The organism is Psychrobacter sp. WY6 (assembly GCF_018448495.1).
Taxonomy (GTDB): domain Bacteria; phylum Pseudomonadota; class Gammaproteobacteria; order Pseudomonadales; family Moraxellaceae; genus Psychrobacter.
The window spans coordinates 2813165-2835644 of record NZ_CP049902.1; the positions used below are offsets into that span (position 1 = coordinate 2813165).

Annotated in this window: 20 protein-coding genes and 4 pseudogenes; 7 read left to right on the top strand and 17 right to left on the bottom strand. The window is 44.1% G+C overall.

What is annotated here, in order from left to right; all coding sequences use genetic code 11:
• Window positions 1-50: 50 nt before the first annotated feature.
• The 8 genes from G7Y90_RS18085 to G7Y90_RS14085 all read right to left on the bottom strand — a co-directional run bounded on the left by G7Y90_RS18085 (window position 51) and on the right by G7Y90_RS14085 (window position 8878).
• A complete protein-coding gene (locus G7Y90_RS18085) occupies window positions 51-536 on the bottom strand; it encodes a TonB-dependent receptor domain-containing protein (RefSeq protein WP_349773436.1) in 486 nt (161 codons plus the stop codon).
• Window positions 537-543: 7 nt separating this feature from the next.
• Complete coding sequence (locus G7Y90_RS14055; protein WP_284143747.1) at window positions 544-2388, bottom strand: FepA family TonB-dependent siderophore receptor; 1845 nt, start codon at window positions 2386-2388, stop codon at window positions 544-546.
• Window positions 2389-3264: 876 nt separating this feature from the next.
• A complete protein-coding gene (locus G7Y90_RS14060) occupies window positions 3265-3999 on the bottom strand; it encodes a DarT1-associated NADAR antitoxin family protein (RefSeq protein ID WP_226950270.1) in 735 nt (244 codons plus the stop codon).
• Between the two features lie 123 nt (window positions 4000-4122).
• The gene (locus G7Y90_RS14065) at window positions 4123-4839 is read right to left on the bottom strand and encodes a hypothetical protein (RefSeq protein ID WP_193009142.1); all 717 of its coding nucleotides are present in this window, start codon (window positions 4837-4839) and stop codon (window positions 4123-4125) included.
• 74 nt (window positions 4840-4913) lie between these two features.
• Entirely contained in the window at window positions 4914-5555 is a 642-nt protein-coding gene (locus G7Y90_RS14070; RefSeq protein WP_193837048.1) for a hypothetical protein, read from the bottom strand.
• Between the two features lie 238 nt (window positions 5556-5793).
• Window positions 5794-6378 (bottom strand): YqiA/YcfP family alpha/beta fold hydrolase, encoded by a 585-nt coding sequence (locus G7Y90_RS14075; protein WP_193837047.1) that lies wholly within the window; start codon window positions 6376-6378, stop codon window positions 5794-5796.
• Between the two features lie 25 nt (window positions 6379-6403).
• Window positions 6404-7288, bottom strand: coding sequence for a hypothetical protein (locus G7Y90_RS14080; RefSeq protein ID WP_250162690.1), 885 nt, complete (start codon window positions 7286-7288; stop codon window positions 6404-6406).
• A 762-nt stretch (window positions 7289-8050) separates the two neighbouring features.
• Window positions 8051-8878 (bottom strand): LysR family transcriptional regulator, encoded by an 828-nt coding sequence (locus tag G7Y90_RS14085; RefSeq protein ID WP_250162691.1) that lies wholly within the window; start codon window positions 8876-8878, stop codon window positions 8051-8053.
• 90 nt (window positions 8879-8968) lie between these two features.
• Here G7Y90_RS14085 and G7Y90_RS14090 point away from each other — a divergent pair, with 90 nt between their 5' ends.
• Both G7Y90_RS14090 and G7Y90_RS14095 read left to right on the top strand, forming a co-directional pair.
• The gene (locus tag G7Y90_RS14090) at window positions 8969-9418 is read left to right on the top strand and encodes a PACE efflux transporter (protein WP_045445595.1); all 450 of its coding nucleotides are present in this window, start codon (window positions 8969-8971) and stop codon (window positions 9416-9418) included.
• A gap of 307 nt (window positions 9419-9725) precedes the next feature.
• A complete protein-coding gene (locus G7Y90_RS14095; protein WP_250162692.1) occupies window positions 9726-10214 on the top strand; it encodes an META domain-containing protein in 489 nt (162 codons plus the stop codon).
• A 203-nt stretch (window positions 10215-10417) separates the two neighbouring features.
• On the opposite strand, the gene G7Y90_RS14100 is transcribed toward G7Y90_RS14095, so the two are convergent.
• The 4 genes and pseudogenes from G7Y90_RS14100 to G7Y90_RS14110 all read right to left on the bottom strand — a co-directional run.
• Window positions 10418-10813, bottom strand: a complete 396-nt coding sequence (locus tag G7Y90_RS14100) for a DUF6122 family protein (RefSeq protein WP_250162693.1) — start codon at window positions 10811-10813, stop codon at window positions 10418-10420.
• Between the two features lie 47 nt (window positions 10814-10860).
• Window positions 10861-11346: pseudogene (locus G7Y90_RS14105) on the bottom strand (LysR substrate-binding domain-containing protein).
• Window positions 11347-11356: 10 nt separating this feature from the next.
• The gene (locus G7Y90_RS18630) at window positions 11357-11596 is read right to left on the bottom strand and encodes a LysR substrate-binding domain-containing protein (RefSeq protein ID WP_502937438.1); all 240 of its coding nucleotides are present in this window, start codon (window positions 11594-11596) and stop codon (window positions 11357-11359) included.
• 52 nt (window positions 11597-11648) lie between these two features.
• Window positions 11649-11692: pseudogene (locus G7Y90_RS14110) on the bottom strand (hypothetical protein); the annotation flags it as partial.
• A 336-nt stretch (window positions 11693-12028) separates the two neighbouring features.
• On the opposite strand from G7Y90_RS14110, the gene G7Y90_RS14115 reads away from it, so the two are divergent.
• The 5 genes from G7Y90_RS14115 to G7Y90_RS14135 all read left to right on the top strand — a co-directional run bounded on the left by G7Y90_RS14115 (window position 12029) and on the right by G7Y90_RS14135 (window position 15116).
• A complete protein-coding gene (locus G7Y90_RS14115; RefSeq protein WP_284143748.1) occupies window positions 12029-12559 on the top strand; it encodes a carbonic anhydrase in 531 nt (176 codons plus the stop codon).
• A 113-nt stretch (window positions 12560-12672) separates the two neighbouring features.
• Window positions 12673-13143, top strand: coding sequence for a cyanase (cynS, locus tag G7Y90_RS14120; protein ID WP_193009134.1), 471 nt, complete (start codon window positions 12673-12675; stop codon window positions 13141-13143).
• 152 nt (window positions 13144-13295) lie between these two features.
• Entirely contained in the window at window positions 13296-14507 is a 1212-nt protein-coding gene (locus tag G7Y90_RS14125) for a CynX/NimT family MFS transporter (RefSeq protein ID WP_250162694.1), read from the top strand.
• A gap of 70 nt (window positions 14508-14577) precedes the next feature.
• Window positions 14578-14784, top strand: a complete 207-nt coding sequence (locus G7Y90_RS14130; RefSeq protein WP_250162695.1) for a hypothetical protein — start codon at window positions 14578-14580, stop codon at window positions 14782-14784.
• Window positions 14785-14792: 8 nt separating this feature from the next.
• A complete protein-coding gene (locus G7Y90_RS14135) occupies window positions 14793-15116 on the top strand; it encodes a GlcG/HbpS family heme-binding protein (RefSeq protein ID WP_250162696.1) in 324 nt (107 codons plus the stop codon).
• A 191-nt stretch (window positions 15117-15307) separates the two neighbouring features.
• Here G7Y90_RS14135 and G7Y90_RS14140 read toward each other — a convergent pair whose 3' ends face one another.
• From G7Y90_RS14140 to G7Y90_RS14165, 5 genes and pseudogenes are all read right to left on the bottom strand, one after another.
• Window positions 15308-15880 carry an HAD family hydrolase gene (locus tag G7Y90_RS14140; RefSeq protein WP_193009132.1) on the bottom strand — a complete coding sequence of 191 codons (573 nt, stop codon included), beginning with the start codon at window positions 15878-15880 and terminating at the stop codon, window positions 15308-15310.
• A 185-nt stretch (window positions 15881-16065) separates the two neighbouring features.
• Window positions 16066-17751 (bottom strand): AMP-binding protein, encoded by a 1686-nt coding sequence (locus G7Y90_RS14145; RefSeq protein WP_193009131.1) that lies wholly within the window; start codon window positions 17749-17751, stop codon window positions 16066-16068.
• A 71-nt stretch (window positions 17752-17822) separates the two neighbouring features.
• The gene (locus G7Y90_RS14150) at window positions 17823-18890 is read right to left on the bottom strand and encodes a CaiB/BaiF CoA transferase family protein (protein ID WP_250164007.1); all 1068 of its coding nucleotides are present in this window, start codon (window positions 18888-18890) and stop codon (window positions 17823-17825) included.
• A gap of 52 nt (window positions 18891-18942) precedes the next feature.
• Window positions 18943-21115 (bottom strand): annotated as a pseudogene (locus tag G7Y90_RS14155) (3-hydroxyacyl-CoA dehydrogenase NAD-binding domain-containing protein).
• An 84-nt stretch (window positions 21116-21199) separates the two neighbouring features.
• Window positions 21200-22402 (bottom strand): annotated as a pseudogene (locus G7Y90_RS14165) (acetyl-CoA C-acetyltransferase).
• Window positions 22403-22480: the final 78 nt, after the last annotated feature.

Consider the following 22480-nt stretch of genomic DNA (forward strand, 5'->3'; position numbering starts at 1 on the left):
CAATTAGTTCAGACCTTTTTGCGTCCTAAAGAAAATACTATATCTAAAGATTAGAAATCAAAACTAACATCAAACACATAAGCACGGCCTGGCTCATTAAAGGTTCGAGCACCCGCATTGGTACCCGTGCCTTCGCGCTTAATTTGCTTATCAAATAGGTTTTTGATCCCTGCTCCAACGGTAACACTGTCGGTTAGATTATAGCGAGTGCTGATATTTGCCAGCGCATAAGGCTTACGGTCTAACTTTAAGGTACTCAGTTCATCACCAGTAGTAACCGAAATTTCAGGTGCATCAATGGTGCCATAATAGCTGACGCCTAAGTCGGCATTCCAGCGAGAGGTAATGTCCCAGTTAACATTGGAATTTACAGTAAATTTAGGAATTAGCGATAGCGGCTCACCCGTATCTTTACGTTCTGAACGCAGATTTCCCGTAACGTTGGTGTACCAAGAGAGTGCGTCAGTCACTGGAACTGTGACAAAGCCTTCAAGACCTTCAATGATGGCTTCACCTTGGTTCTCCCACTGGAAGATAGAACGGTTAGTCGCCGAATCTACTGCTACGCTGGTCTACACCCGCACCAATACGGTTATCATAGGCATTATGATAATACGTCAAGCCCGCATTCAGCCCTGTGCCATCATCATAGGTAAAAGTCAGCTCTTTGTTCCAAGAAGTTTCATGCTCAAGATCAGGGTTGCCCAGCACTTGACAGCCCCGTTGATCTTCAGGCACCCAAGAAGGACAGCCATTACCCTTGGTGTAATAGATGTAGTTAGGATCTAATAAGTAGAGCTCAGGCGCCTTAAAAGCGCGACTAATGCCGGTTTTAACTGACCAGTTAGGGCTAAAATCCCACGTGGTATTGATACTTGGTGACCAATTACTCCCTGCTTCACTGTGATAATCAAAACGTAACCCTGGCGTTACATACCAGTCTGGAGTGATTTGGTAGTTATCTTCTACATAAGCACCGACGAGGTAAGCATCTGATTTTGGATCACGCTTAGCAGGGTCAGTTTCGACATCGCCGAAGTCAAAACCATCATCAAAGGTTAAGTCAGACACTAAAGGATTGGTCAGTTTTTCACCACGGAACTCAGCGCCTGCAGTCAACGTATGACGATCAAAGAATATATCCCACTCTGACTTGGCGTTTAGTGTGTCATAGGTCGCCTCGTTCCAGTTATAGTCCTCGCCTGCGGCTGGTGGTTTAATTTGACCTTCACCTCCACCAGCCGTGCCTTCAGCCAAACGCTCATTATTGGTACGGCTAAACTCTAAATAGCTATTGCTACGGGTATTGTCATAATCACCACGGTGCGTGATGGCAGCACCATAGCGTCGCATCTTATTGGTAGATTCTCCAGCTAAGGTTTCGACCAAATCATTATTGACATTTTGAAATTGTGAGTCGCCCGCCCAGCGATTATCCTGGGTACTATAGTTGACTTCAAAACCTACCGTGTTCATCGCATCCATAGCGTATTCAAAGAGCTGGCGGACATCTATATTCTCTACGCCTTCAACCCCAGCTGCAATAGAAGCGACTGGTCCGTCACGCCCATCTACAATTTGGGCGTCTTCGGCATTGATATAAGGGTCATCGCCTTCACTGTCGTGGTAACCAAGCGTAGTACGGAAGGACAGCTTGTCGCTTAAAGAACCAGCCATATTGATATTGGTGCGCCAGTCTTTACCTTCCAAGTCACTCTCTGGGGACTCGTAGTGACCAGTGACCGAAAATTCTTTTTTAGTAGGCGCTTTAGTAATGATGTTGACTACCCCGCCCATACTACCAGAACCATAGCGAGCCGCGGCTGGACCACGCAATACTTCGATTCGTTCAATAGCGCTCGGCGGCACCCATTGCGAGTCTCCACGGGTATCTTGCTCGCTAGCCCTACCAGGGCGAACGGCATTACGAGAAGTAACAGGACGGCCGTCGATTAAAATCAGCGTGTTATTCGGGCCCATACCACGTAGGTCAATCTGGCGCTGATTACCGCGCTGACCAGAAGTAGACGAGCCAGATAGGTTAACCCCAGGCATTTTGCGCACGATCTCTGCAATATCATTGGAAATAGAAGCTTTTTTGATAGCCTCTTCACTAATCACTGAAAGCCCAGCTGCTTGTTCAAGCTCCTCTCTTGCCGCCTTAACAACAATGGTATCTAGCTCAACAGAAGGCATTGTCTGCTGTTCATCAATTTCTTGCGCTGCTATTTGTGGTACGTTACGGCTATCTATCTCAGCTGCGAATGCAGTTGTACTCAAAATAGAAGCGATAGCAATGCCAAGCAAAGCTTTGCCAGTCGCTAAGCGTAACGGCTTTGGTAGGTAAAGAGCATTTATAGAAGCAGAAGAAATTGGTAATGTTGGCATAGATGAAAATCCTAGAAATATTTAGTGTTTACCAATACTTTGCAAATTTTCTGATAGAGCAGATTCGCTATAACATTATGGGTAAGCACTAGAAAAGCATGCAAAAGTGGTTATTTTTTAATGTTATAACAACAGAATAAATGAAGCATTGATATCGATAAGACCTTGAAAATAGAGCACGCAAAGAACTGATCGATGCTTATTAATAAAGAGTGCACACTTTAGCAACATTATAAAAATAATGCAAATACTAATGATAATAGTTATCATTAGTATTTGCATTATTTTTATGTATACTAAGTCAGTTAACCACTACACCTATCTTCATATCATGTAGCTAAAGTTTCCCAAATTGAGGTCTACGGATTTGACGGGATAGGTCACTTGTCGCGCCTCTTCTATATTTCTAAAACGCGTATTTCTTAAATAATAAGTGGGGATTTTTTTTCTAATTTTCTAGAGTTATAGTCATATTTAGGGCGTGTCCTCAATTCAATCGATAGTTATCTAAATGGGTTAAAAATGGCTAAACTTTGCCAAACGGCGTCAAATAGCTTCTTAATATCTCGATATTATCTGCGCTATTTTCCTTGTTTGACTGCAATTTATCTCATTTTTATCGCCATTTTTAAAATGAGGACATGCCCTAGTATTCGTAAGTTTACATCGCATCTACATAATTAAGAGTAATAAGCGTTCTGTTGAAATATATAACGCTAAAATCAACCAGACTAAGGTGCTTGATTTTTTAGGTATGAAAATTTTTAGGCATGAAAAAGCCAAGACAAGCTTGGCTATTCTCATATATCATAAAGTCACTTGGTTAGCATAAGTTTATCTTGATAATTTTTACTACATAAATTACCGCTTTAACGATCAAACCCAACCCGCTTCCAAAAGCTGCTCAGTATTACTTATTTTGAATTCATGATATAAATTAAAAAATACTGCGGGGTCTTCAATGTTATCGAGCAACTCGCGTTTATTGAGCGCTACAAACATTGCCAGTGCATAAGCCGCACAATGGATAGACTTTTTAGGATTAAACTCACGATCCGTAAAGGCTTGATACTGCATAACTTCTTCATGCAAATGCGGGTTTTGCTTTAAGGCATTCACATAGAGCCAGTCATAAAATGTGGTTAATGGCTCTACGCTCCACTCCATGCCAAAATAATTATAGCCAATCAGTTCACCCGAGGTTATTAAGCGCTCGTCCTTTCTGGCTTGTCTTGGCGGCGCACTTAACAAGTCAGTATAGGGACCACCATCCTCAAAAACCATACTGCTTTGAAAGGCATTTTCGACACTGTACTGCTGCCCATCTTGTTCATTTGTTAGCTTCAAGCTCAATGGACTCAGCGGAAAACTCAATTTATTGCCAGACTTGCTCGATAGCTCAAGGACATGACTAAAGCCATACTTTTTGCGAATGACTTGATGCATATCATTGATGGATTTTTTCTTTTGGCGACTGGCAAATCCCACATGCCGCTCAAACCTAACCATGTCTGTTTTTACCAGATTATCACTGTTGGTTCTCGGCATAAATACGGGTCTGTGTTCTACAATATCTTGTCTTTGATCCACAGAATTCTGTGTTTGTTGCATAGCAATGTGCCTTATATCAATAGTCTTTTATAGCTGATCTTATATAAATATTCTTTTACAACGGCTCTCATAAAAACTGACGTTAAAACGTGTTGTCCTGACATCAATTTTACGGATAGCTACCTACTCAGCCGCATCTAATAACTTGTTAAGCGCCTCTACCATGGCATCATCTATGATACTGTCTTCCACATAGCTTATTACTTCGTCTATGGTGGTCAAATCCATTTCCCGAATACCCAAACTGGCTAGCTGCTCATTGATCGAGTCTAAACTGTCATTATCTTCAGTGTCGTCTAATAGATTTTCTTCAAATCTTCCTCTAACGAACCAGTACATTTTTTCTAGCACGGTTTCTTTTTTGGTTAAAGTAGAATAACCGTCACCATAAATAAACAAGTTGAAATGATAAGGTATCTCTACCTCATTAATGAAAAAAGTGCGCTTACATTCTAGTGTATAGGCTTGAATGTCTTTGTCTTCAGTGGCTTGGTCATCTTTATTGTTTTCATCACTGTCTTCATCGTATTCAATTGCTTCCTCTATCAATCCACCTAATATTTGATAGTCGCCCACTTTGACCTTATGGTTGTAAATGATAGCGGACTCTGCGATTGCGTCAAAAATAATGGCACTGACGTCTAACGTATGATTGTCAATATCATAAAAACTCTTTAGCGCGGGTAAAAACTCGGTCAGCTTTTCTTCAGGTACTGGTATCAAAAACTGCTGCTCATATATTTTAATCATGTCTTCAGGCGCATAAGTGTTGGCAGTATCGGTCTCGTTTCTACCAGTTGGTTGCAAAGGTGCAAAATTATACGGATTAGTATCGGTCATTTGGGACGGCCTTTTTATTTGGGTATGCTGTGTTAAATGTTAATGCTACCAATTGATGAGTGATGTATCACATCTTACTCACACTGCGGTAGATCATACGCGATGCTATCAACCATCTCATGACGCTGTTCAATGATAAGTTGATAACCGTTAATCACGCCATTATACGGCAAGTGACCGTTATATTCTGCATAATGCGCAGCCAGACATTGTTGAATCACCAACTCACGCTTTGCCGCATTCATTTTGGCAATATTTTGCGGTAAATACGCAACAGCCTTACTGCTAGCCACGCCGCGCGACATCCAATTTGCCCCGCCGCTCCACTTAAAATCAATCTTGGCTTGCAAGCTGTATTTCGGTAGCGGATAAGGATAATGCGCCAAGTCATATTGAATTTGAGCAATATCCTCTGCAAAGGTGTCGTACTTTATATCGAGCACGGATAATAGTGCTTTTAAGAATTCATGAGCAGTGAAATATGTATCAATCTCTGTCGCATTAAGTCCTAGTATGTCGCTAGACAATACATGACGCAAACGATCACAGGCGGATATGATGTGTTTTGGCGGATAACCCATGGCTTGGACAATATCTTGCGAACGTCGTTCACATTTCTCTATTTGGCTAACCGCCTCTTTTGCCAAAAGATGCCGCGGCGTATAACGATGAGTATATTTGGAAGGCGTGAGATTTTGGCTATTGATATGAGACATCAGTGACTCCTGAACTCCGACAATAAGAACAAGCCCAAATAGGCAAGTCAAATCAGGCATGGATAGCCTTGTCGGAGTACAGGCTCATGCGCTTTACCAGAGTGGTTTTATATCGTGCTGGAAGTTGCAATGTTTGCTAAGTGATTTTTGAAAAACTTGGCAAACCGTTAAACCCACGATAGTTTTTTAGTTCTTTATAATAGTAATTAATAAGGCCTTACTGCAAGGCTGATGGTATTTAATCTTCACCATGATATGTCGCGTCATCCATCCAGACAATGGGGTCTTCGCACAGATGAACCAAGTGATACCAAATATCTTCGCTACGGGCGATACGGTGATGACCACGCTCAAAATACTCTACTTCCCAGCTATCAGGTAAGTTGACGAGCGTGCGTCTGGCGACGGCTACATCTAAGCATTCATCATCAACCTCAACCATGACTCTTACCATCTCAGTATTCGAGGTCGGAAATGACAGTTTCATATCAGCCACGTCTTGTATGCGATCGACTAAAACCTCATTGGGATAAATGCAAGGCGCTATTAATAGCACACGCAAATTGTATTTGTGGGCGAAATGATTGGCAAACCAGCCACCAAGTGAGTGCCCTGCCAAGACGACTCGCGGATACTGCTTCATTTTTTCTAAAATTAACGCCTCATAAATATCGAAAATCTCGTTGAAATTTTCTCGATAATTGACGGTTTGGCAGGTTTTGGGCTTACGGCTAATACAAGTATATTTGGTGGTTTCATTGCTTGAATCAAGACCGTGAAAGAATAGTAAAAACGTGTCATTATTTTCAATAGGAAACATCATAGTGCTCTCCTTTTAAGGCTTATTTTTATTTATTAGCATTACTTTTATGATTCAACCATAGACCATAAATGCGCTCAGCGACATCCATAGGAATCCTCGTATATCCAGCACCAAATGACACGTCATAGACCGCAGTCATCATCGCGAGAACCTCATCGGCGCTATCGGCATCACCTTGAATCAGACGATTAGCAATCTGCTCCGCCTCACTGCTGTACTCATCCCAAGTATCATTGTAATAACATCCCACAATACCAAAGTCATAACGATAGATCATATCGGTGATAGACCTCATCAAGCTTGCACTCGCGTGGTCATAATGTTCCGCCCATTGCTGGTATAACTGCTGACGTATGGGCAATACGCAAGGCAAAATAGGACGATCTTTAGGATCATTTCGTTTGTCTGCACTCACAACAGATAAGGGTTTGGCGCCACCTTCCCATAGCAAGGGACAAGACGAAAACATGCCTTTTTCGCACACATTCAAACGCCATATTCCCCACATCTCCTTGCTAGCACGACTCATGGTATAGACAATAATCTGATTGAGATAATCACTATCATAGATGATATGTTGACGATCAATTCTCACGCCTTGCTTTGGCAAGACATCGGTATAAGTGAGGGATATGTCACGTTCACTTGGTTCGGCAGCAACCACTACCTCAGAGCAATCTGGATCTCTCTTCATCAGCTCATAGGGAGCAACAAAGCTCAATGTCTCATCGCTATTCACAAAGTAGATATCATCTTCATAGTTATTGATAGACTCGTTATGCAGATAAAACAACGGTATCTTTGGTTTAGTTTGTACCTTATCTTGAATGGATTTAGGCAGTTTTGATCCACTTGACCAATTTAAATTATCGATACGTTTTTGCTCAAAAGTGTTGGTTATATTTGTCATAATATTGTCCTTATTTTTTAATTTATTTTGAATATCAGTAGCTTGTAGTAGTTTTAATTTTTTTTGATTCTCAGAGCAAATTTAAGTCAGCCGAGCTTGTCCGCCGCTTTTAGAGCAACGTTAAAAAGTAAAGTGAGTGAATGATAGTTTTTTAATGATTAACTAGGGCATGTTCTCATTTTGAAAATGGTGATAAGAATGAGATAGAGGTTAACCAAACAAGGAAAATAGCGTAGATAACATCGAGATATCCACCAGATACTTGATATCGTTTGCAAGCTTTTGCCATTTTTAACCTAGTTAGGCGCTTTCGTTCAGATTGAGGTCATGCCCTAGACTTATTTTGACAATAAGAAGTCTGTTAGCCTCACTTTTATTATGGCTATGATTTATTAGTAGCTTGGATTTAGTTGATTATAAGAATAATGAGTGATACAAGTCAGAGTTTTTGATATTTAACAGCAATAGCAGATTTATAAGGTGAAGCGTTGCGCCTCGAGGGTTCACTCTACATTGCTTTGTTTTCTGACTACATAACCTCCTCACTCAATAACTAATATAAAAATTGAAGAAAATGAAGCGCCTAATTAAAGCATACGACAACTGTTGTCGCCCTGCTGTATCGTGTATTTACGTTAGCAATATGCGTTGGATCGAACCATCTATAGCTTTATGGACGACCATTTCAACAGTCCCTATTCACAGCTTAAGATCACTTATTTAGCGCAATCGCTGCCGACTTTAACCAAGCAGCAGCCTTCCCTAATGGGCGCTGCTTATGCCAAATAAGCTCCAATGCCACTGGCCAATATGATCGTCAAAATCCAATATAGGTGCGACTAAATAACCATTCTCCAAGGCGCTTGCGACCACGTGTTCAGGCACGAATGCCCAGCCTAAATTGCGCTGTACCAGCTCAACAATGACCCACTGGCTCTCGACCCACCAGACATCAGATGCTATTCGCAACCGTGCTTTTTCTTCGCTATGATTGCGTGTTGCCACCATCAATTGCCGATAGCGTTTCAACTCCTCCCACCCCACTGGCTGACGAGCTAGCTCATGGTTCGGCGCGCACACCATTTTCATCGACACCCAACCAAGCCCATGAAAATTCAGCGCTGAAGGTAGTATCTCTTGACGCCACATAATGCCTAAATCGGCGCGATCTTCTAACACCAAGCGGCTGACATCTTCCATCAGCGGAAACAATAGTTCCAGCTCCACACTAGGAAATCGGCGCGAAAACTCTTCCATCAATCCGCCCAACGTTGCTTCGGGATACAGCTCATCAACCGCCAGTACCAATCGGCTCTCTACTCCTTCGCCCAGACTTTTAGCCACCCCGCGAAAATGTTCACAACGCTCTAATATCACTCGCGCCTCTACCAGTAAGCGCTCTCCAGCTGGCGTTAGGACTGGATAGCGGCCACTGCGGACAAATAAGCTGTTGTCCAAATCAATTTCTAAATTTGACACCGCCGTGCTAATAGCAGACTGCGCCTTGCCTAGATAACGGGCGGCGGCTGAGAAAGAACCGGTCTCTACCGTGGCGACAAAGGCTTGCAATTGCTCTAATGAAAGGCTCATCTATCTAAAAATCCTATAGGTTCTAACTTGGTTATAATAGTTTAACAGATATAATAGGCGCGAAAATAACTGATTCAACTAGGAAGCTTCATGCGCACCGTGAAAGATCGTATTCGTCATACTTTGGGTTTTGAGATAATAGGTTTAATTATATTTGTACCGTTGGCAAGCTGGTTATTTGGCTTTGATATTCAGTCGATAGGTCTTATCGCCGTGGCTGCTTCGATTATCGCGACGTTGTGGAACTATTTTTATAACCTGTTATTTGACCACAGCATGCTGAAGCTACGCGGCAATGTACATAAGACGGTTCCACTACGGATGTTGCATGCCTTTTTATTTGAAGGTGGTTTGCTGTTATTATTCCTACCAATAATTGCGTGGCACTTAGGCATCAGCCTTTGGCAAGCCTTTCTCATGGATATTACAATGGCTACTTTCTACTTGGTACATGCTTTTGTTTATAACTGGATTTATGACAATGTGTTTCCTATTCCAGCAAACCATCTGCTATCTCAACGTAATGATGTGGTCGCCTAATAGCAATATGGCGTGCTAAAGATTTATAGTCAATCTTATATAAATCAGATACGGTGTCAGGCTCGCTTAGTCTACTATTTGTAGTACTTTCGCTTGCCTTCCTTGTATCCAAATTATATTGAACCGACTATATCAACATAAAAACAACTTGGTATTTGAATGGTTACTGGCGCTTGTATCGCTATCATTGCTTTGTAATAATGCCTGCATCTGCTAGTGTCTCATGTCATCAGTTATTGGAGCAGCGAGCACAATAATTTTGAGATAAATGTCTCTATATAATAATTGAAGCAATAAAGGACTTTATATGAAAAATATGACCAAGGTAATGATGGTAAGCGTTTTAGCAGTGGGAACATTGGCAGCAGGTTGTCAAACCACATCTACGCCAAGTGCACCCGTTACCCAGCCTATTACCTCGGATGCCTTGCAAGCCTATCATTGGCAACTCGTGGATGCCAAAAACACCAAGGGCGAAACCATTACTCCATTATTCTTTAATCCAACCGAACCATTAACCCTCGATTTTATGACGGCGAATGGAAGCAACATCGTTACTTTGATGAATACTTGTAATAATATGAGTGCTGAGTATAAGGTAGCAAATGGCGAGGTAACCTTGGGTCCAGTAAGAAGCACAAGAATGGCTTGCCCTGCCCCACAAGCCAGCTTTGATAGCGCCGCACTAGCAACCGTAAATGGTAAATATAGCATGAGCAAAAATGCCAATAACGTGCCTGTCTTGACCATTACCAATGCAAACCAAATAGCGAACTTTAAAGCGGTTGCCAAATAATCATTGCCGTATAGAGTGCTAAACGAGCCACTCAACAAAAAAGCCTCACTTATTAATAGTGAGGCTTTTTTTTGTCTATATTTATCGTCTGGATACTGAATTTAGGCTTAGTGCAGAACTAAATTCTCAGTAAATAATCCGATTCTTTAGAAAATATAAGGTGCCCATAATAAATACGGGATTAATGAGCATGCGATGAAAAGTTAAAAAATACTACTTAAACCTATTGCAAACCAGATGACCAGCTCACGAGCTGGCGCATCATCCAACGCTTGGGGGATTTGGACATACGTCATAACGCAGTCATTCAGATCCGTCAGCATATGCAACAGTAAGCCCAAACCTATGACTCTATATGGCTTAGGCAGCACTAACATAGCCACATATACTGCCATTGCATAATAACTGTGCAGCGGGTGAAAGTTAATACTACAGCGATTGGGCGAGAAGATAGGCGTTGCTAGCAGATGATCCAAATCAACCAACATAGTGGCGAGCAGTATCAGATAAACCCTTTTATAATCATTGCGGAAAAACACATAGGCAACTATTAAAGGCATGCCGAAGTGAAAAAAGTAGTGAATTAAGGTTTGCGTCATTGACCTTTTGCCTGTCTCATCGTGACCGTTCGTTTTCTAAGTTTATTCTATTTGAAAAACAGTGCCTTGGATTCAACCGTGTTCGAACAGACCTCATGTGCCAACGCAACAAATGCCTTGGTCGCCGCACTCTGATACGCGCCTTTTCGTTGTAGTAATACCGCTGTACGCTGGAGCAAAGACGGCGCTAAGGTAATCGCCACCAGCTCATCATAATTATGAGCGATGTTGGAAGGTAATAAGGTGGTCAGTTGGGTATGGCGAACCATTTCGATCACTGCGCTTAGCGAGTTTGCCTCCATCAGTACGTTTGGCGCAATGTCATGCTGGCGACAATAATGCTCAATCTGTTCGCGCGTGGCAAATTCGCGGCTCGCTCAGCAATACCAGCGACTGCGCGTTAGCGTTGGCAAATCAATCGCCGCTTGCTTGGCAAGAGGGTGATGTTTACTAACAACCAGTGCAAGCGTCTCTATCAGCAAGGTTTGTGTATCGATATCGGCAGACTGTACATCTTCAAAAGCAATACCCACATCAAACTCATCATCGAGTAGTTTGCTTTTCCATCTGCTCCTGTGACATCTCCTTCACGCTTAGCGTGAGGCTCGGATAACGAGTATGAAACGCTTTGATTAAAGGTCCAAGCAAATACGTGGTAAAGGTAGGCGTAATCGCAATCCGCAACGCAGCGACTGAGATCCTGCACGTCGTGGATGGCGCGCCGTCCTTCCTCCAAATCCTGCAAGGCTCTATGGGCATAGCGCGCATAGACGTCACCGGCATCGGTCAATGTGACACGGCGACCAGAGCGATCAAATAAAGTCGCGCCTAGACCCTCCTCCAACTTTTAATCTGCTGTGATAACGCTGGCTGTGACACGTATAAAGACGCTGCTGCTTGGGTAAAGCTTTGGTACTCTGCACTGCCAAAAAATACTTAATGTGCCGAAGAATCATGGTCATCTCGTGTGGATAAGGATTGATCAAGGTTTGGTCATAAGCAATTTTATCAACATAATATACCAGTATTTTACCTTATAACGATAGCGGCGTATCTTCCTTTCATCAACTACACAGAGGCCAACGCGATGAAAGGTATTATTGAAGGTTTTCTAAAATTTCACAGTGACGCTATCCTAAGCGCGCCGATTATTCAAAAATTTGGCGACCAAACAAAACCCGCGCACGCTGTTATTTCTTGTTCAGACAGCGCTTAGTGCCCGAGCTTGTTACTCAACACGAACCCGGTGGTCTGTTTGTGATTCGCAATGCGGGTAATATCGTCCCATCTTATGGTCCTGAGCCTGGCGGTGTATCGGCGTCAGTTGAGTACGCTATTACCGCTTTAAAAGTCACGGATGTGGTCATTTGCGGGCACTCAGACTGCGGCGCGATGACTGCAATTGCCAACTGCACCTGCATGGATCATATGCCAGCGGTAGGCAGCTGGCTACGCTACGCTGACTCAGCACGGGTGGTCAATGAAGCCCATAAACATGCCAGTGATAGCGAGCGAGTCGCCTCTATGGTTCGTGAAAATGTCATCGCCCAAATCGAAAATATCAAAACCCATCCGTCTATACGTTTGGCGCTAAGTGAAAATCGTTTGGCACTACATGGCTGGGTTTACGATATCGAGTCCGGTGACATCGATGCCTTAGATGGCGTGACCAATGAATTTGTCTCATTGGCCACGCACACTGAGGTTCGCGCTTATCCGATATCGCCACTGGCAGTCGCCGTTTAGCGTTACATAACTGTCATTATCAATGACTATGCATAATCAGAAAATCAATTAACCCAAGTGATTCATAAGCATCATTAACCCAATAACGACTACCAACCTCAAAAGGTATTATTATGATTCAGTCTCAAGTAAGCAACACCGCACGTCAAACATTAACGGACACCATCATTGCTGCCAAAGCGGCAAAGAACCTATCATTCGAGCAAATCGCTTCAGGAACAGGCTTGAGTGATGTCTTTGTCACTGCCGCTTTGCTAGGTCAGCATCCGCTACCTGCTGATGCCGCCCAAAAAGTTGGTGAAACTTTAGGACTTGATGAGGACGCCATCGCGTTACTACGATGCATTCCATCACGAGGCAGCGTTGGTAGTGAGATTCCTACTGACCCGACAATCTACCGTTTTTATGAGATGATGCAGGTATATGGCACCACGCTAAAAGCCTTGGTTCATGAGCAATTTGGTGATGGTATCATCAGTGCCATTAATTTCAAAATGGATATCAAAAAAGTAGCTGACCCAGAAGGTGGTGATCGCGCAGTGATCACTCTAGATGGTAAGTTCCTACCGTTCAAACCTTTTTAAATGATGCTTTAAATAGCAGTTTAATCAGCGGTTTGTAAAAGTAGTACTTATTGAAAAAGTCGACGTTCGGCATATAGTGACGTCGGCTTTTTTGGCGACTCAGGCGGTGATTTTTTGGTACTGCCTTTCTTAATACGGATTTTATATTATTCATGAGTACCGATCATATCTCCTCCACGGCGCCTTCGTCGATACTGACCTTGTTGTCTCCTATGCTGGTGATTGCTGGGTTGGCGATAACGCTGCGCCCAACGATCACTTCTACTGGTCCGTTGCTGACAGAAATTCGCCTAAGCACAGCGATAGGTTTACAAGCCGCCTCTTTATTGGTGGTGCTGCCGATGCTGTGTATGGGTATATTTCCGCTACTGTTGCCTTGGATTGGGCGACGATTTAGTGAAAGCGCGTGGATCACAGGCGGACTGTTTGCAATTGCCTTCGCGGGTTTATGGCGCTTGTGGTTAGATACTGGAGGTACGCTGATAGCCAGTGCCTTAGTAGGCGGTACGGGTATCGCCATCGTGCAAGCAATGGCACCTGGTGTGGTCAAGCGTTGGTATCCTGCACGCGTACCACTTGCTATGGGCGTTTACTCTGCCGCACTGATGACTGGTGGCGGGGTTGCCGCTATCTTGAGTCCAGTGGTCGCTCAACATTACGGCAGTTGGCAATCCGGTTTGGGTATCTGGCTGGTAGTGCCAGTTTTTGCCCTCGTGCTGTGGTGGCGGCGCCCCTCCGAGCAGATGGAAAATCGAGACGACGGGGTAAAAATCAACTTTTTTGGCAATCGCCGTGCTTGGCTGCTGGCAAGTTATTTTGGTCTGGCAAACGCTGGATATGCTTGTATGATTGCATGGTTGCCAAGCTATGCGCAGACTTTGGGCTGGAGCGCGCAAAGTAGTGGCGAGCTGATCGGTATCATGACGATTTTTCAGGTCATTGGTGCGCTGGTTATTCCAATGTTGTCCGCCCATCGTCTCGACCGCCGACCTTGGTTGTTTTTTGCCGTAGGCATACAAATCGCTGGATTTATAGGTTTGATTACCATGCCGACAGCTTTGCTCATCTTGTGGATTGCCTTGATTGGCTGTGGTCTTGGTGCCTGCTTTTCATTGACATTGACCGTCGCGTTAGATCATTTGTCAAAACCCAAACTCGCTGGGGCACTAGCAGCATTTGTCCAAGGCATCGGCTTTATTATTACCGCCATCGCGCCTTATGTCGCAGGTGTGCTTCGCGAGTCGACTGGCAGTTTTCAGGCGGTTTGGTGGATGCTATTGATCAGCCTTATCGGTATGCTGTTTGTCACCATCAAGTTTGCCCCAGCAAGTTATCATCAGGCAATTAACTTGTCTAAGCTTTGATTCAGGCGTATTGAGTCACGTCATGCAATATTCAAAACAACCTCAAGGATTAACTATAAAAGGACTGATTATGAAAAAACTCGTTATCTATGCCGCGCTTGCAACCTCGCTGTTGTCCATCTCCGCGTGTGCCAACACCTCACAGTATCAAGTACAAGTGATCAAACCAAACATAATAACCCAAGGAGCAGAGATGGCAACCATTCCATTATTGACTGGCGAGATGGCACAAAACATGGTGAATGCCGCCGCATTAGAAGCCAAAAAAACAATTTGATGGTATCTGTGACCGTCGTTGACGCCTCTGGACAAACCTTAGCAGTGCTCAGAGATCACCGCGCAGGCGTGCATACCGTGCGTGCCAGTTACAAAAAAGCCTATACCGCAAACTCACAAAAAAGAGAAACGGCGGTCATCGCCAAAGGCATCAAAGACGGCACGATTCCTGAAGACCTACGCTATCTGGATGAAAACATCCTTATCTTAGATGGCGGCGTGCCCATTTATATCGATGGTATCGTAGTTGGTGGTATCGGGGTGGGCGGCGCACATGGTAGCGAAGATGTACACATCGCCAAAGCAGGTCTAAAAGCATTAGAGCAGCAGTAGAGCGCGCTAAAATTTTAAGATAAATATTCCACATATTAGGCTGTTCAACAATCGATAAGCCTGCCTGTTCTTATGTTTATCGTTACTTCTATAAAATAAGAAGGAGAGAAACCATGTAATGATTTCTCTCCTTCTAAAATGCGCCATTAAAGTAGTCCATGCAGATGCCTCAATTAAATTGAGGACATACTCTAGATCAATGCCGCTAGATCCGTGAGCTGCTCAAGCACAATATCTGGTGAATATTTTTCCAGTTGCACATGGGTTTGAGCACCAGTCAGCACCCCAACACATAGACCACAATGGGCATTTTTGCCTTCTTCGATATCGATGCCGCTGTCCCCTGCTTTCAATACCTGTTGCGAATGCTCAATCCCAAACTTTTCCATAGCAAGGGTAATCATATCTGGCGCAGGACGACCATTATGCACATCATCCGCTGTAATCAAAGCGTCAATATCACGACCCACTGACCATCCTAAAAGAGTCAATATCTTATTGGCAGTCTGAATATCGTAGCCCGTATTTAGCACGACTTTTCTACCTGACTGCTTTAACTGAGTGAAAAAATCTAGCATGCCATCGAAGGTTGCTACCGTGTCCTTGGTATAGGCTGATGCCAACGCTGATTTAAAGGTATTAAAGGCAGCATCCGTCCATTTTTCACTATCAGCGGTCGCGGTATTGTCATTTTTGCATACTTCATTGAGTATATCGCTAATGGCTAAATGAGCCCTTACAGAAATAGCTGGCGAATCGATCATTTACATTTTCAGACGGAACAAACTAACCGTGAGCGTCATTGATTGGAGGCGGTAAATTGTATCAAGAGCTTTTACTCTCATTGAATATCGGTATAAATAATGGTTATTGGTGATTAATTATTGCGACTGATGATGGTCATGCTGTAGTGGTAAAATGGCCATGCAATGTTTCTCTTGAATAGTTGTTACGCTTCCTGAGCCAATTTTCTCAGCTTGTGACGCAGTATTTTTCCGACAGTTGATTTGGGTAACTCGTCTATGAATTCGATATGACGCGGGCATTTATAGGCGGCCAAATTTGCTTGGCACAGCGCTCTAATATCATCCTCATTTAAGCTATCATCAGATTTTACAACATAGGCTTTGACCGACTGACCCTGCAACTTATCATCGATACCCACCACTGAACATTCGGCAACCTTAGGGTGCTCCTCAATGATGTTTTCTACTTCGTTAGGATAAACGTTGAAACCACTGACGATAATCATGTCTTTTTTACGGTCATATATCTTAATAGCACCCTGCTCGTTCATAGACGCAATATCACCTGTTTTTAAGTAACCATCAGCGGTAAAAAACGTCGTATTGTCAATATTATGATAATGAGTAATGACGTTGTCACCTTTGATACACATCTCACCAACTTCATTTATGGCGAGAATATTTTCATCATCATCACGGATACTGATATCGACACTAGGCAGTGGCAGCCCTACATTGCCACTATATTCAGTGCCATTAAATGGATTAGCGGTACCCACGCCTAGCGTCTCAGACATACCCCAGCCTTCGAGGATAGGCAGACCTGTGACTTCACGCCAGCGCTTAGCAGTTTCAGGGGTCGCTGCCATACCACCGACTAGGGTTAACTTGCATGCGGAAAAATCCAGCTCCTTAAATTTGGGATTCATCAGCAGGGCTTGGAACAAAGTATTGACACCAGGCAATAGATGAAAAGGACGCTTGCGCAATATCTTGATAAACCCTTCAATATCACGTGGATTGGTAACCAGTGTGAGATGCTGACCCACACTCAACCCAACTATTGAGCAGATAAACGCATAAATATGATACAGCGGTAAAGCGACAATGGTATTTATTTGAGTACTATCAGACATGGCGTCATAGACTGGCTTGAACCATTCGACAAACTGGTAAGTGGCGGTCACAACATTTTGATTGGTAATCAAAATACCTTTGGCAACGCCTGTCGTACCGCCAGTATATTGCAGCATTAATAAGTCGTCCGCTTGAATGGTAGGACGAGAATAACTTAATTTTTTGGCGCGTTTTAAAACCGCTTTATAGCGAGTCACGGTATAACGAGAATTGGATTTCAACTGATAACGGGGAATGGCTTTTTTGACATATTTGGCAGCGATATTAACAAGCGCACCTTTCACTACTCCTAACATATCGCCAATCTTGCTGATGACCACGGTTTTGACAGGCGTGTCTTTGATAATTTTCTCTAACGTTTTGCAAAATGGTTCTAATATAAATAATACAGCAGTATCTGAATCAGCCAATTGATGCCTCAATTCACGAGGACTATACAGTGGATTGATGAGCGTTGTGACCATACCAGCGCGAATTATCCCTATGACAATAGGCAGGTACTGGTTGACATTGGGCATCATGATGCCTATGACCGAACCCTTTGCTAGACCCAGACTTTGAATCCAAGCCGCAATAGCCAATGACAGGCTATCCACTTGCCCATAAGTATAAGTAACACCCATGTTGGTGATAAATTCATGGCTGGCATATTCTGTTAATTTGTCATCAAACATGTCAATCAATGTATTATGTGGCGGCGCTATCTGTGCATTTATCCCTTTAGGATAATGCTGCGTCCAAAACTGATCCATAACTTACCTTCCTTGGTAATCAACTTATGAAAAACTCAATGGCTTTGAAGCATTTCTCATAAAAAACATAACTACTGAACCTGCTGCCATCCTGACGTTGCATCATACTCATCTTGATGGGCAAATAAGGGATGTGCTTTTGCTTCACTGAGGCTAAGCACAGGGGTGACACAGACATCAACAGACGCAAAAACTTGCTGCCAATGCTCAAGCGTTTGACTGGCAAATTTATCGCTTATCGCCTTAGCCGCCGCTTGGCTTTCAGAGGTATTTGGCATAACCCCAAGTTGCCAATGGCTATTTTTGAGCGCAGACAAATCCAATGCCTCACACAAGCCCTGCCAGAATTTCAGCTCTAGCGAACCAACGGCCATATAGCGCGCGTCCGAAGTTTTGTATAGGCGATAACAAGGTAATAATCCACCCAAAAAATCATGATGCGGTGCTGGTTGTTGCCCTGAGAAACTTTTCACTAGCGCTCCCGTTGCCTTTGGCATGACCATATGCTGGTACAAGCTGTGCGTCATACTAACGGCAACATGACGACCTTTGCCCGTCCGCTGGGCGGCGAATACAGCAGCAAGCAGTGCAATCACAGCGGTATCACTGCCGCCTGCCAAATCTGCAAATTGAACGTTAGGCATTGCCTGCTCGCCATCCGCCGTCTTTAATTGGTCTAAAACACCGCTCATCGCCATAAAGTTAATATCATGACCGGCTTTATCAGCCCAGTCATGATTAATATCAATTTTCGAATCGCTAGATGCCAAACCGTAACCAGTAATCGATACCATGACCAATTTTGGATTAATCGCATGCAGCGTTGTAGCATCTAGTCCCATGCCTTTTAGGACGCCAGGGCGAAAGCTATCCAACATAACATCAGCATCTTTGAGGTGCGCTTTGATAGCAGCAATACCTTGAGGATCAAGAAAGTCGTGTTTCTCGGTGGTTTTGCCATGATTTAGTGCTTTAAACAATTCGCCAAAGGCTCTGGCAGGATCACCATTTTTAGGTTCAATCTTAATGATTTCTGCGCCCAAATCTGCAAGCAAACGCGTCGCAAAGGGTCCCGGTAAATTACGAGTCAAATCAATGACGCGCAGCCCTTGTAAGCAATCTGCCATTAAATCTATCATTGAACCAGTGCTCGTATTAATCGCAGAATCAAGCATAGAATTAACCATCAGCTCAGTCATCAGCAAACACCTCACCTTTATCTGCCATGTCTAGCAGAATTTGTGCTGGCTCAAAACGCTCACCGTATTGAGTCACGAGTTCACGGCTACGGGTGATGAACGCCTCTAACCCCATCGCATTAATAAACTGTAGCGTACCGCCTTGATGCGGCGCAAAGCCCCAACCAAAAATGGAGCCGATATTGGTATCAGCGACAGAGCGCACGACGTTTTCTTGATAACATTTAGCAGATTCGTTGGCTTGGATAAACATCAAACGATCGATTAAATCTTGCTGTGATGGCTGCTCTGCTTTTGCTGGGTATAAATCCATCAGCTCAGGCCACAAGTATTTGTCACCATTATCGGCATACTCATAAAAGCCTTTACCATTTTTTTTGCCCTCGCGATTGTGTTCTTTGACCAGCGTTTTCAGTATCTCGTACGAGGGACGAACAGCAATGGGTTTACCTTCAGCCTTCATATCCAGCTGCTGCTGTTCGCTCACATGCAACGCCAAACTTAATGACACCTCATCTTGCAATGCCAGTGGCGGCATGGGCATGCCCGTTTTCATGCCAGCAACTTCGATGCTGCGCGGATGGACGCCCTCGCCTAACATCGCAACCCCTTCTGACACGTAAGTGCCAAATACCCGTGAGGTGTAAAACCCCCGACTGTCATTAACGACGATAGGTGTTTTACCGATTTGTAGCACATAATCAAAGGCTTTTGCTAAAGTGGCGTCATCCGTTTGCTCGCCCATGATAATCTCAACCAACGGCATCTTATCGACTGGCGAGAAGAAATGCAGCCCGATAAATTGATTGGGTCGGGTGCTGGCTTTTGCCAATCCAGTGATAGGAAGTGTCGAAGTATTAGATGCATAGACAGCCGTGTTAGGAATCACCGCCTCAGATTGCTGAGTACACTTGGCTTTAATCTCACGATTTTCAAACACCGCTTCGATAATCAGATCACATTCTGCCAAATCCTCATAAAACACTGTTGGCTTGATGCGATTGAGTAACGCTTGCTTTTTCTCTTCAGTGGAGCGTTTACGGCTAATGGCTTTGTCCAAAATGGTGGCAGAATATGATTTGCCTTTTTCAGCGCCTGCCATTTCAGTGTCGAGGAGTACAACGTCGATCCCCGCCTTTGCGGTGACATAAGCAATGCCCGCACCCATCATGCCTGCACCTAAAATACCAACTTTTTTGGTTTTATAGCGCTCAAAACCATCAGGACGAGATTGACCTTTTTTAATACTATTCAGCTGAGTCCATAGCGTATTAATCATATTTCTAGATTCAGCAGACAGCACACAAGCGGCGAAGTAACGCGACTCAAGCTCAAGTCCCGTATCGATATCCACTAAGCAGCCCTCGAAAACGCAAGACATGATGTGAGTAATGGCTGGATAATTGCCGTGTGACTTTTGGTTGGCCATGGCAGGCGCGATAGAAAATATCGGCACAATACTAGGATGCTTACTATCACCGCCGGGAATTTTAAAACCTTTTTTATCCCATGGTTGCTGGGCACTGGGATTGGCGTTAATCCAGTCTTTCGCCTGCTTGAACATATCTGCTTTGTCAGTAGCAACAGCATCAATCAAACCCATGTCTTTAGCAGCAGCTGGACGCAGCTCTTTACCTTGGGTCATCAGCTCGAGTGCTGATTGAATGCCAACCAATCGAGGTAAACGCTGAGTACCTCCTCCGCCCCGGTAGCAAGCCCAATTTGACTTCAGGTAGACCCAGTTCGGTTTTAGGCGAATCAATCGCGATACGATAATGACAGGCCAATGCCAACTCCAAACCACCGCCAAGTGCCGTTCCAGTCATAGCAGCAACGACAGGTTTACCAGATTTCTCTAGTTTGCGTAAGCTAGCTTTCAGGTCTTCGACCAGCTCAAAGGCTTGTTCAGCAGTTTTAATATTAGCCAACTGATCAATATCAGCACCGACCACAAAGGTCTCTTTGCCAGAGGTTAAAATCAAACCTTTGGCGGACGCATCGTTAATAAAGTTGTCAGTCATCACTGCAAAACTATCGGTGAAACCGTCGCCGATGACATTCATTTTGCGACTACTTTGGTCAATCGTAACGGTGATAATGCCATTATCAGATTCGGCAGAAAAGTGGTTCAATGCATTGATGGCGTCTACGCTGTTTATGCTCATTTCAAGTCCTTTTTATTTATTCTATGTCGATATCAGTCACTAGAAACTAATGACAATCACTAAAATCTATTAGCACTATCAGCACTACACGCGCTCAATGATAGTGGCGATGCCCATACCGCCGCCCACACACAGCGTAATCATCGCGGTTTTTAGATCGCGACGTTCTAACTCGTCAAGCACAGTCGTCATGAGCATCGCGCCCGTGGCGCCAAGTGGATGACCCATAGCAATAGCGCCGCCATTGACGTTGACGATATCAAGAGAGAGTCCGAAGTCATCGGCAGTATTTAACGGAACGGCAGCAAAGGCTTCATTGATTTCCCATAGATCTATATCTGAAGCTTGCATGCCCGCTTTTTTGAGCGCTTTTTGGCAGGCAGGCGTTGGCCCTGTCAGCATAATGGCAGGTTCTGAGCCAATGACTGAGGCCATGGTGATTTTGGCGCGTGGTTTTAGACCTGCTTTTTGACCAGCAGCAGCACTACCCACTAAGCAAATTGCGGCACACGATGCCTGATGAATTGCCCGCATGATGTACGTGATTCACTTTTTCAATGGTGGTATATCTGTCCAAGATAACGCTATCAAAGCCCATCTTGCCCGGCATAATAAAGGAGGGATTGAGACCAGCTAAGGTTTCGACATTGGTGTTAGGACGAATGGTTTCGTCTTTATCCAATAATGTCATGCCATTGATATCGGTGACGGGAACGACCGATTTGTCATAATAGCCCTGCTCCCAAGCATACGCAGCGCGGCGATGCGACTCGGTAGCAAACGCATCGACATCGGTGCGACTAAAGCCTTTTAGCGTCGCTATAGTGTCTGCACCAACGCCTTGCGGGACAAAATGCGTCGCTTCATTAACCCGTGGATCCATATACCATGCCCCGCCGTCAGAGCCCATCGGTACGCGGCTCATCGATTCTACGCCGCCTGCAACCACATGTCCTCCATACCTGACATGATTTTGGCAGCGGCCAGATTGATAGACTCCAGACCTGAGGCACAAAATCGAGATAAAGTGACACCCGCCACACTTTGCGCCCAGCCAGCATCAATGACGGCTATACGGGCAATATCAGAACCCTGCTCACCAACGGGCGTCACGCAACCAAGCACCACATCATCGACCAAACTGGTATCCAAATGATGGCGCTGTTGCATTTCCTTTAATAAGGTACGGGCAAGCCAAATTGGTGACGCCTGATACAAGGAGCCATCCTTTTTGCCTTTACCACGTGGGGTACGGATAGCATCATAAATGTAAGCAGTCTCAGTCATAAAAATCCCTTTTTCTTTTTTGAATAAATAACCATGATGGATGATGGCAATATAATCTATTTCTTAGAATCAGAAGTA

What these genes read in the sequence shown, in the direction of transcription:
- G7Y90_RS14080 (WP_250162690.1), bottom strand. Translation starts at nt 7,288, where the DNA reads ATGACAAATATAACCAACACTTTTGAGCAAAAACGTATCGATAATTTA.
- G7Y90_RS14140 (WP_193009132.1), bottom strand. Translation starts at nt 15,880, where the DNA reads ATGATCGATTCGCCAGCTATTTCTGTAAGGGCTCATTTAGCCATTAGC.
- G7Y90_RS14150 (WP_250164007.1), bottom strand. Translation starts at nt 18,890, where the DNA reads ATGATAGATTTAATGGCAGATTGCTTACAAGGGCTGCGCGTCATTGAT.
- G7Y90_RS14130 (WP_250162695.1), top strand. Translation starts at nt 14,578, where the DNA reads ATGAAAAAACTCGTTATCTATGCCGCGCTTGCAACCTCGCTGTTGTCC.
- G7Y90_RS14055 (WP_284143747.1), bottom strand. Translation starts at nt 2,388, where the DNA reads ATGCCAACATTACCAATTTCTTCTGCTTCTATAAATGCTCTTTACCTA.
- G7Y90_RS14145 (WP_193009131.1), bottom strand. Translation starts at nt 17,751, where the DNA reads ATGGATCAGTTTTGGACGCAGCATTATCCTAAAGGGATAAATGCACAG.
- G7Y90_RS14100 (WP_250162693.1), bottom strand. Translation starts at nt 10,813, where the DNA reads ATGACGCAAACCTTAATTCACTACTTTTTTCACTTCGGCATGCCTTTA.
- G7Y90_RS14075 (WP_193837047.1), bottom strand. Translation starts at nt 6,378, where the DNA reads ATGATGTTTCCTATTGAAAATAATGACACGTTTTTACTATTCTTTCAC.
- G7Y90_RS14095 (WP_250162692.1), top strand. Translation starts at nt 9,726, where the DNA reads ATGAAAAATATGACCAAGGTAATGATGGTAAGCGTTTTAGCAGTGGGA.
- G7Y90_RS14125 (WP_250162694.1), top strand. Translation starts at nt 13,296, where the DNA reads ATGAGTACCGATCATATCTCCTCCACGGCGCCTTCGTCGATACTGACC.
- G7Y90_RS14060 (WP_226950270.1), bottom strand. Translation starts at nt 3,999, where the DNA reads ATGCAACAAACACAGAATTCTGTGGATCAAAGACAAGATATTGTAGAA.
- G7Y90_RS14085 (WP_250162691.1), bottom strand. Translation starts at nt 8,878, where the DNA reads ATGAGCCTTTCATTAGAGCAATTGCAAGCCTTTGTCGCCACGGTAGAG.
- G7Y90_RS14065 (WP_193009142.1), bottom strand. Translation starts at nt 4,839, where the DNA reads ATGACCGATACTAATCCGTATAATTTTGCACCTTTGCAACCAACTGGT.
- G7Y90_RS14090 (WP_045445595.1), top strand. Translation starts at nt 8,969, where the DNA reads ATGCGCACCGTGAAAGATCGTATTCGTCATACTTTGGGTTTTGAGATA.
- G7Y90_RS14070 (WP_193837048.1), bottom strand. Translation starts at nt 5,555, where the DNA reads ATGTCTCATATCAATAGCCAAAATCTCACGCCTTCCAAATATACTCAT.
- cynS (WP_193009134.1), top strand. Translation starts at nt 12,673, where the DNA reads ATGATTCAGTCTCAAGTAAGCAACACCGCACGTCAAACATTAACGGAC.
- G7Y90_RS18630 (WP_502937438.1), bottom strand. Translation starts at nt 11,596, where the DNA reads ATGCCGGTGACGTCTATGCGCGCTATGCCCATAGAGCCTTGCAGGATT.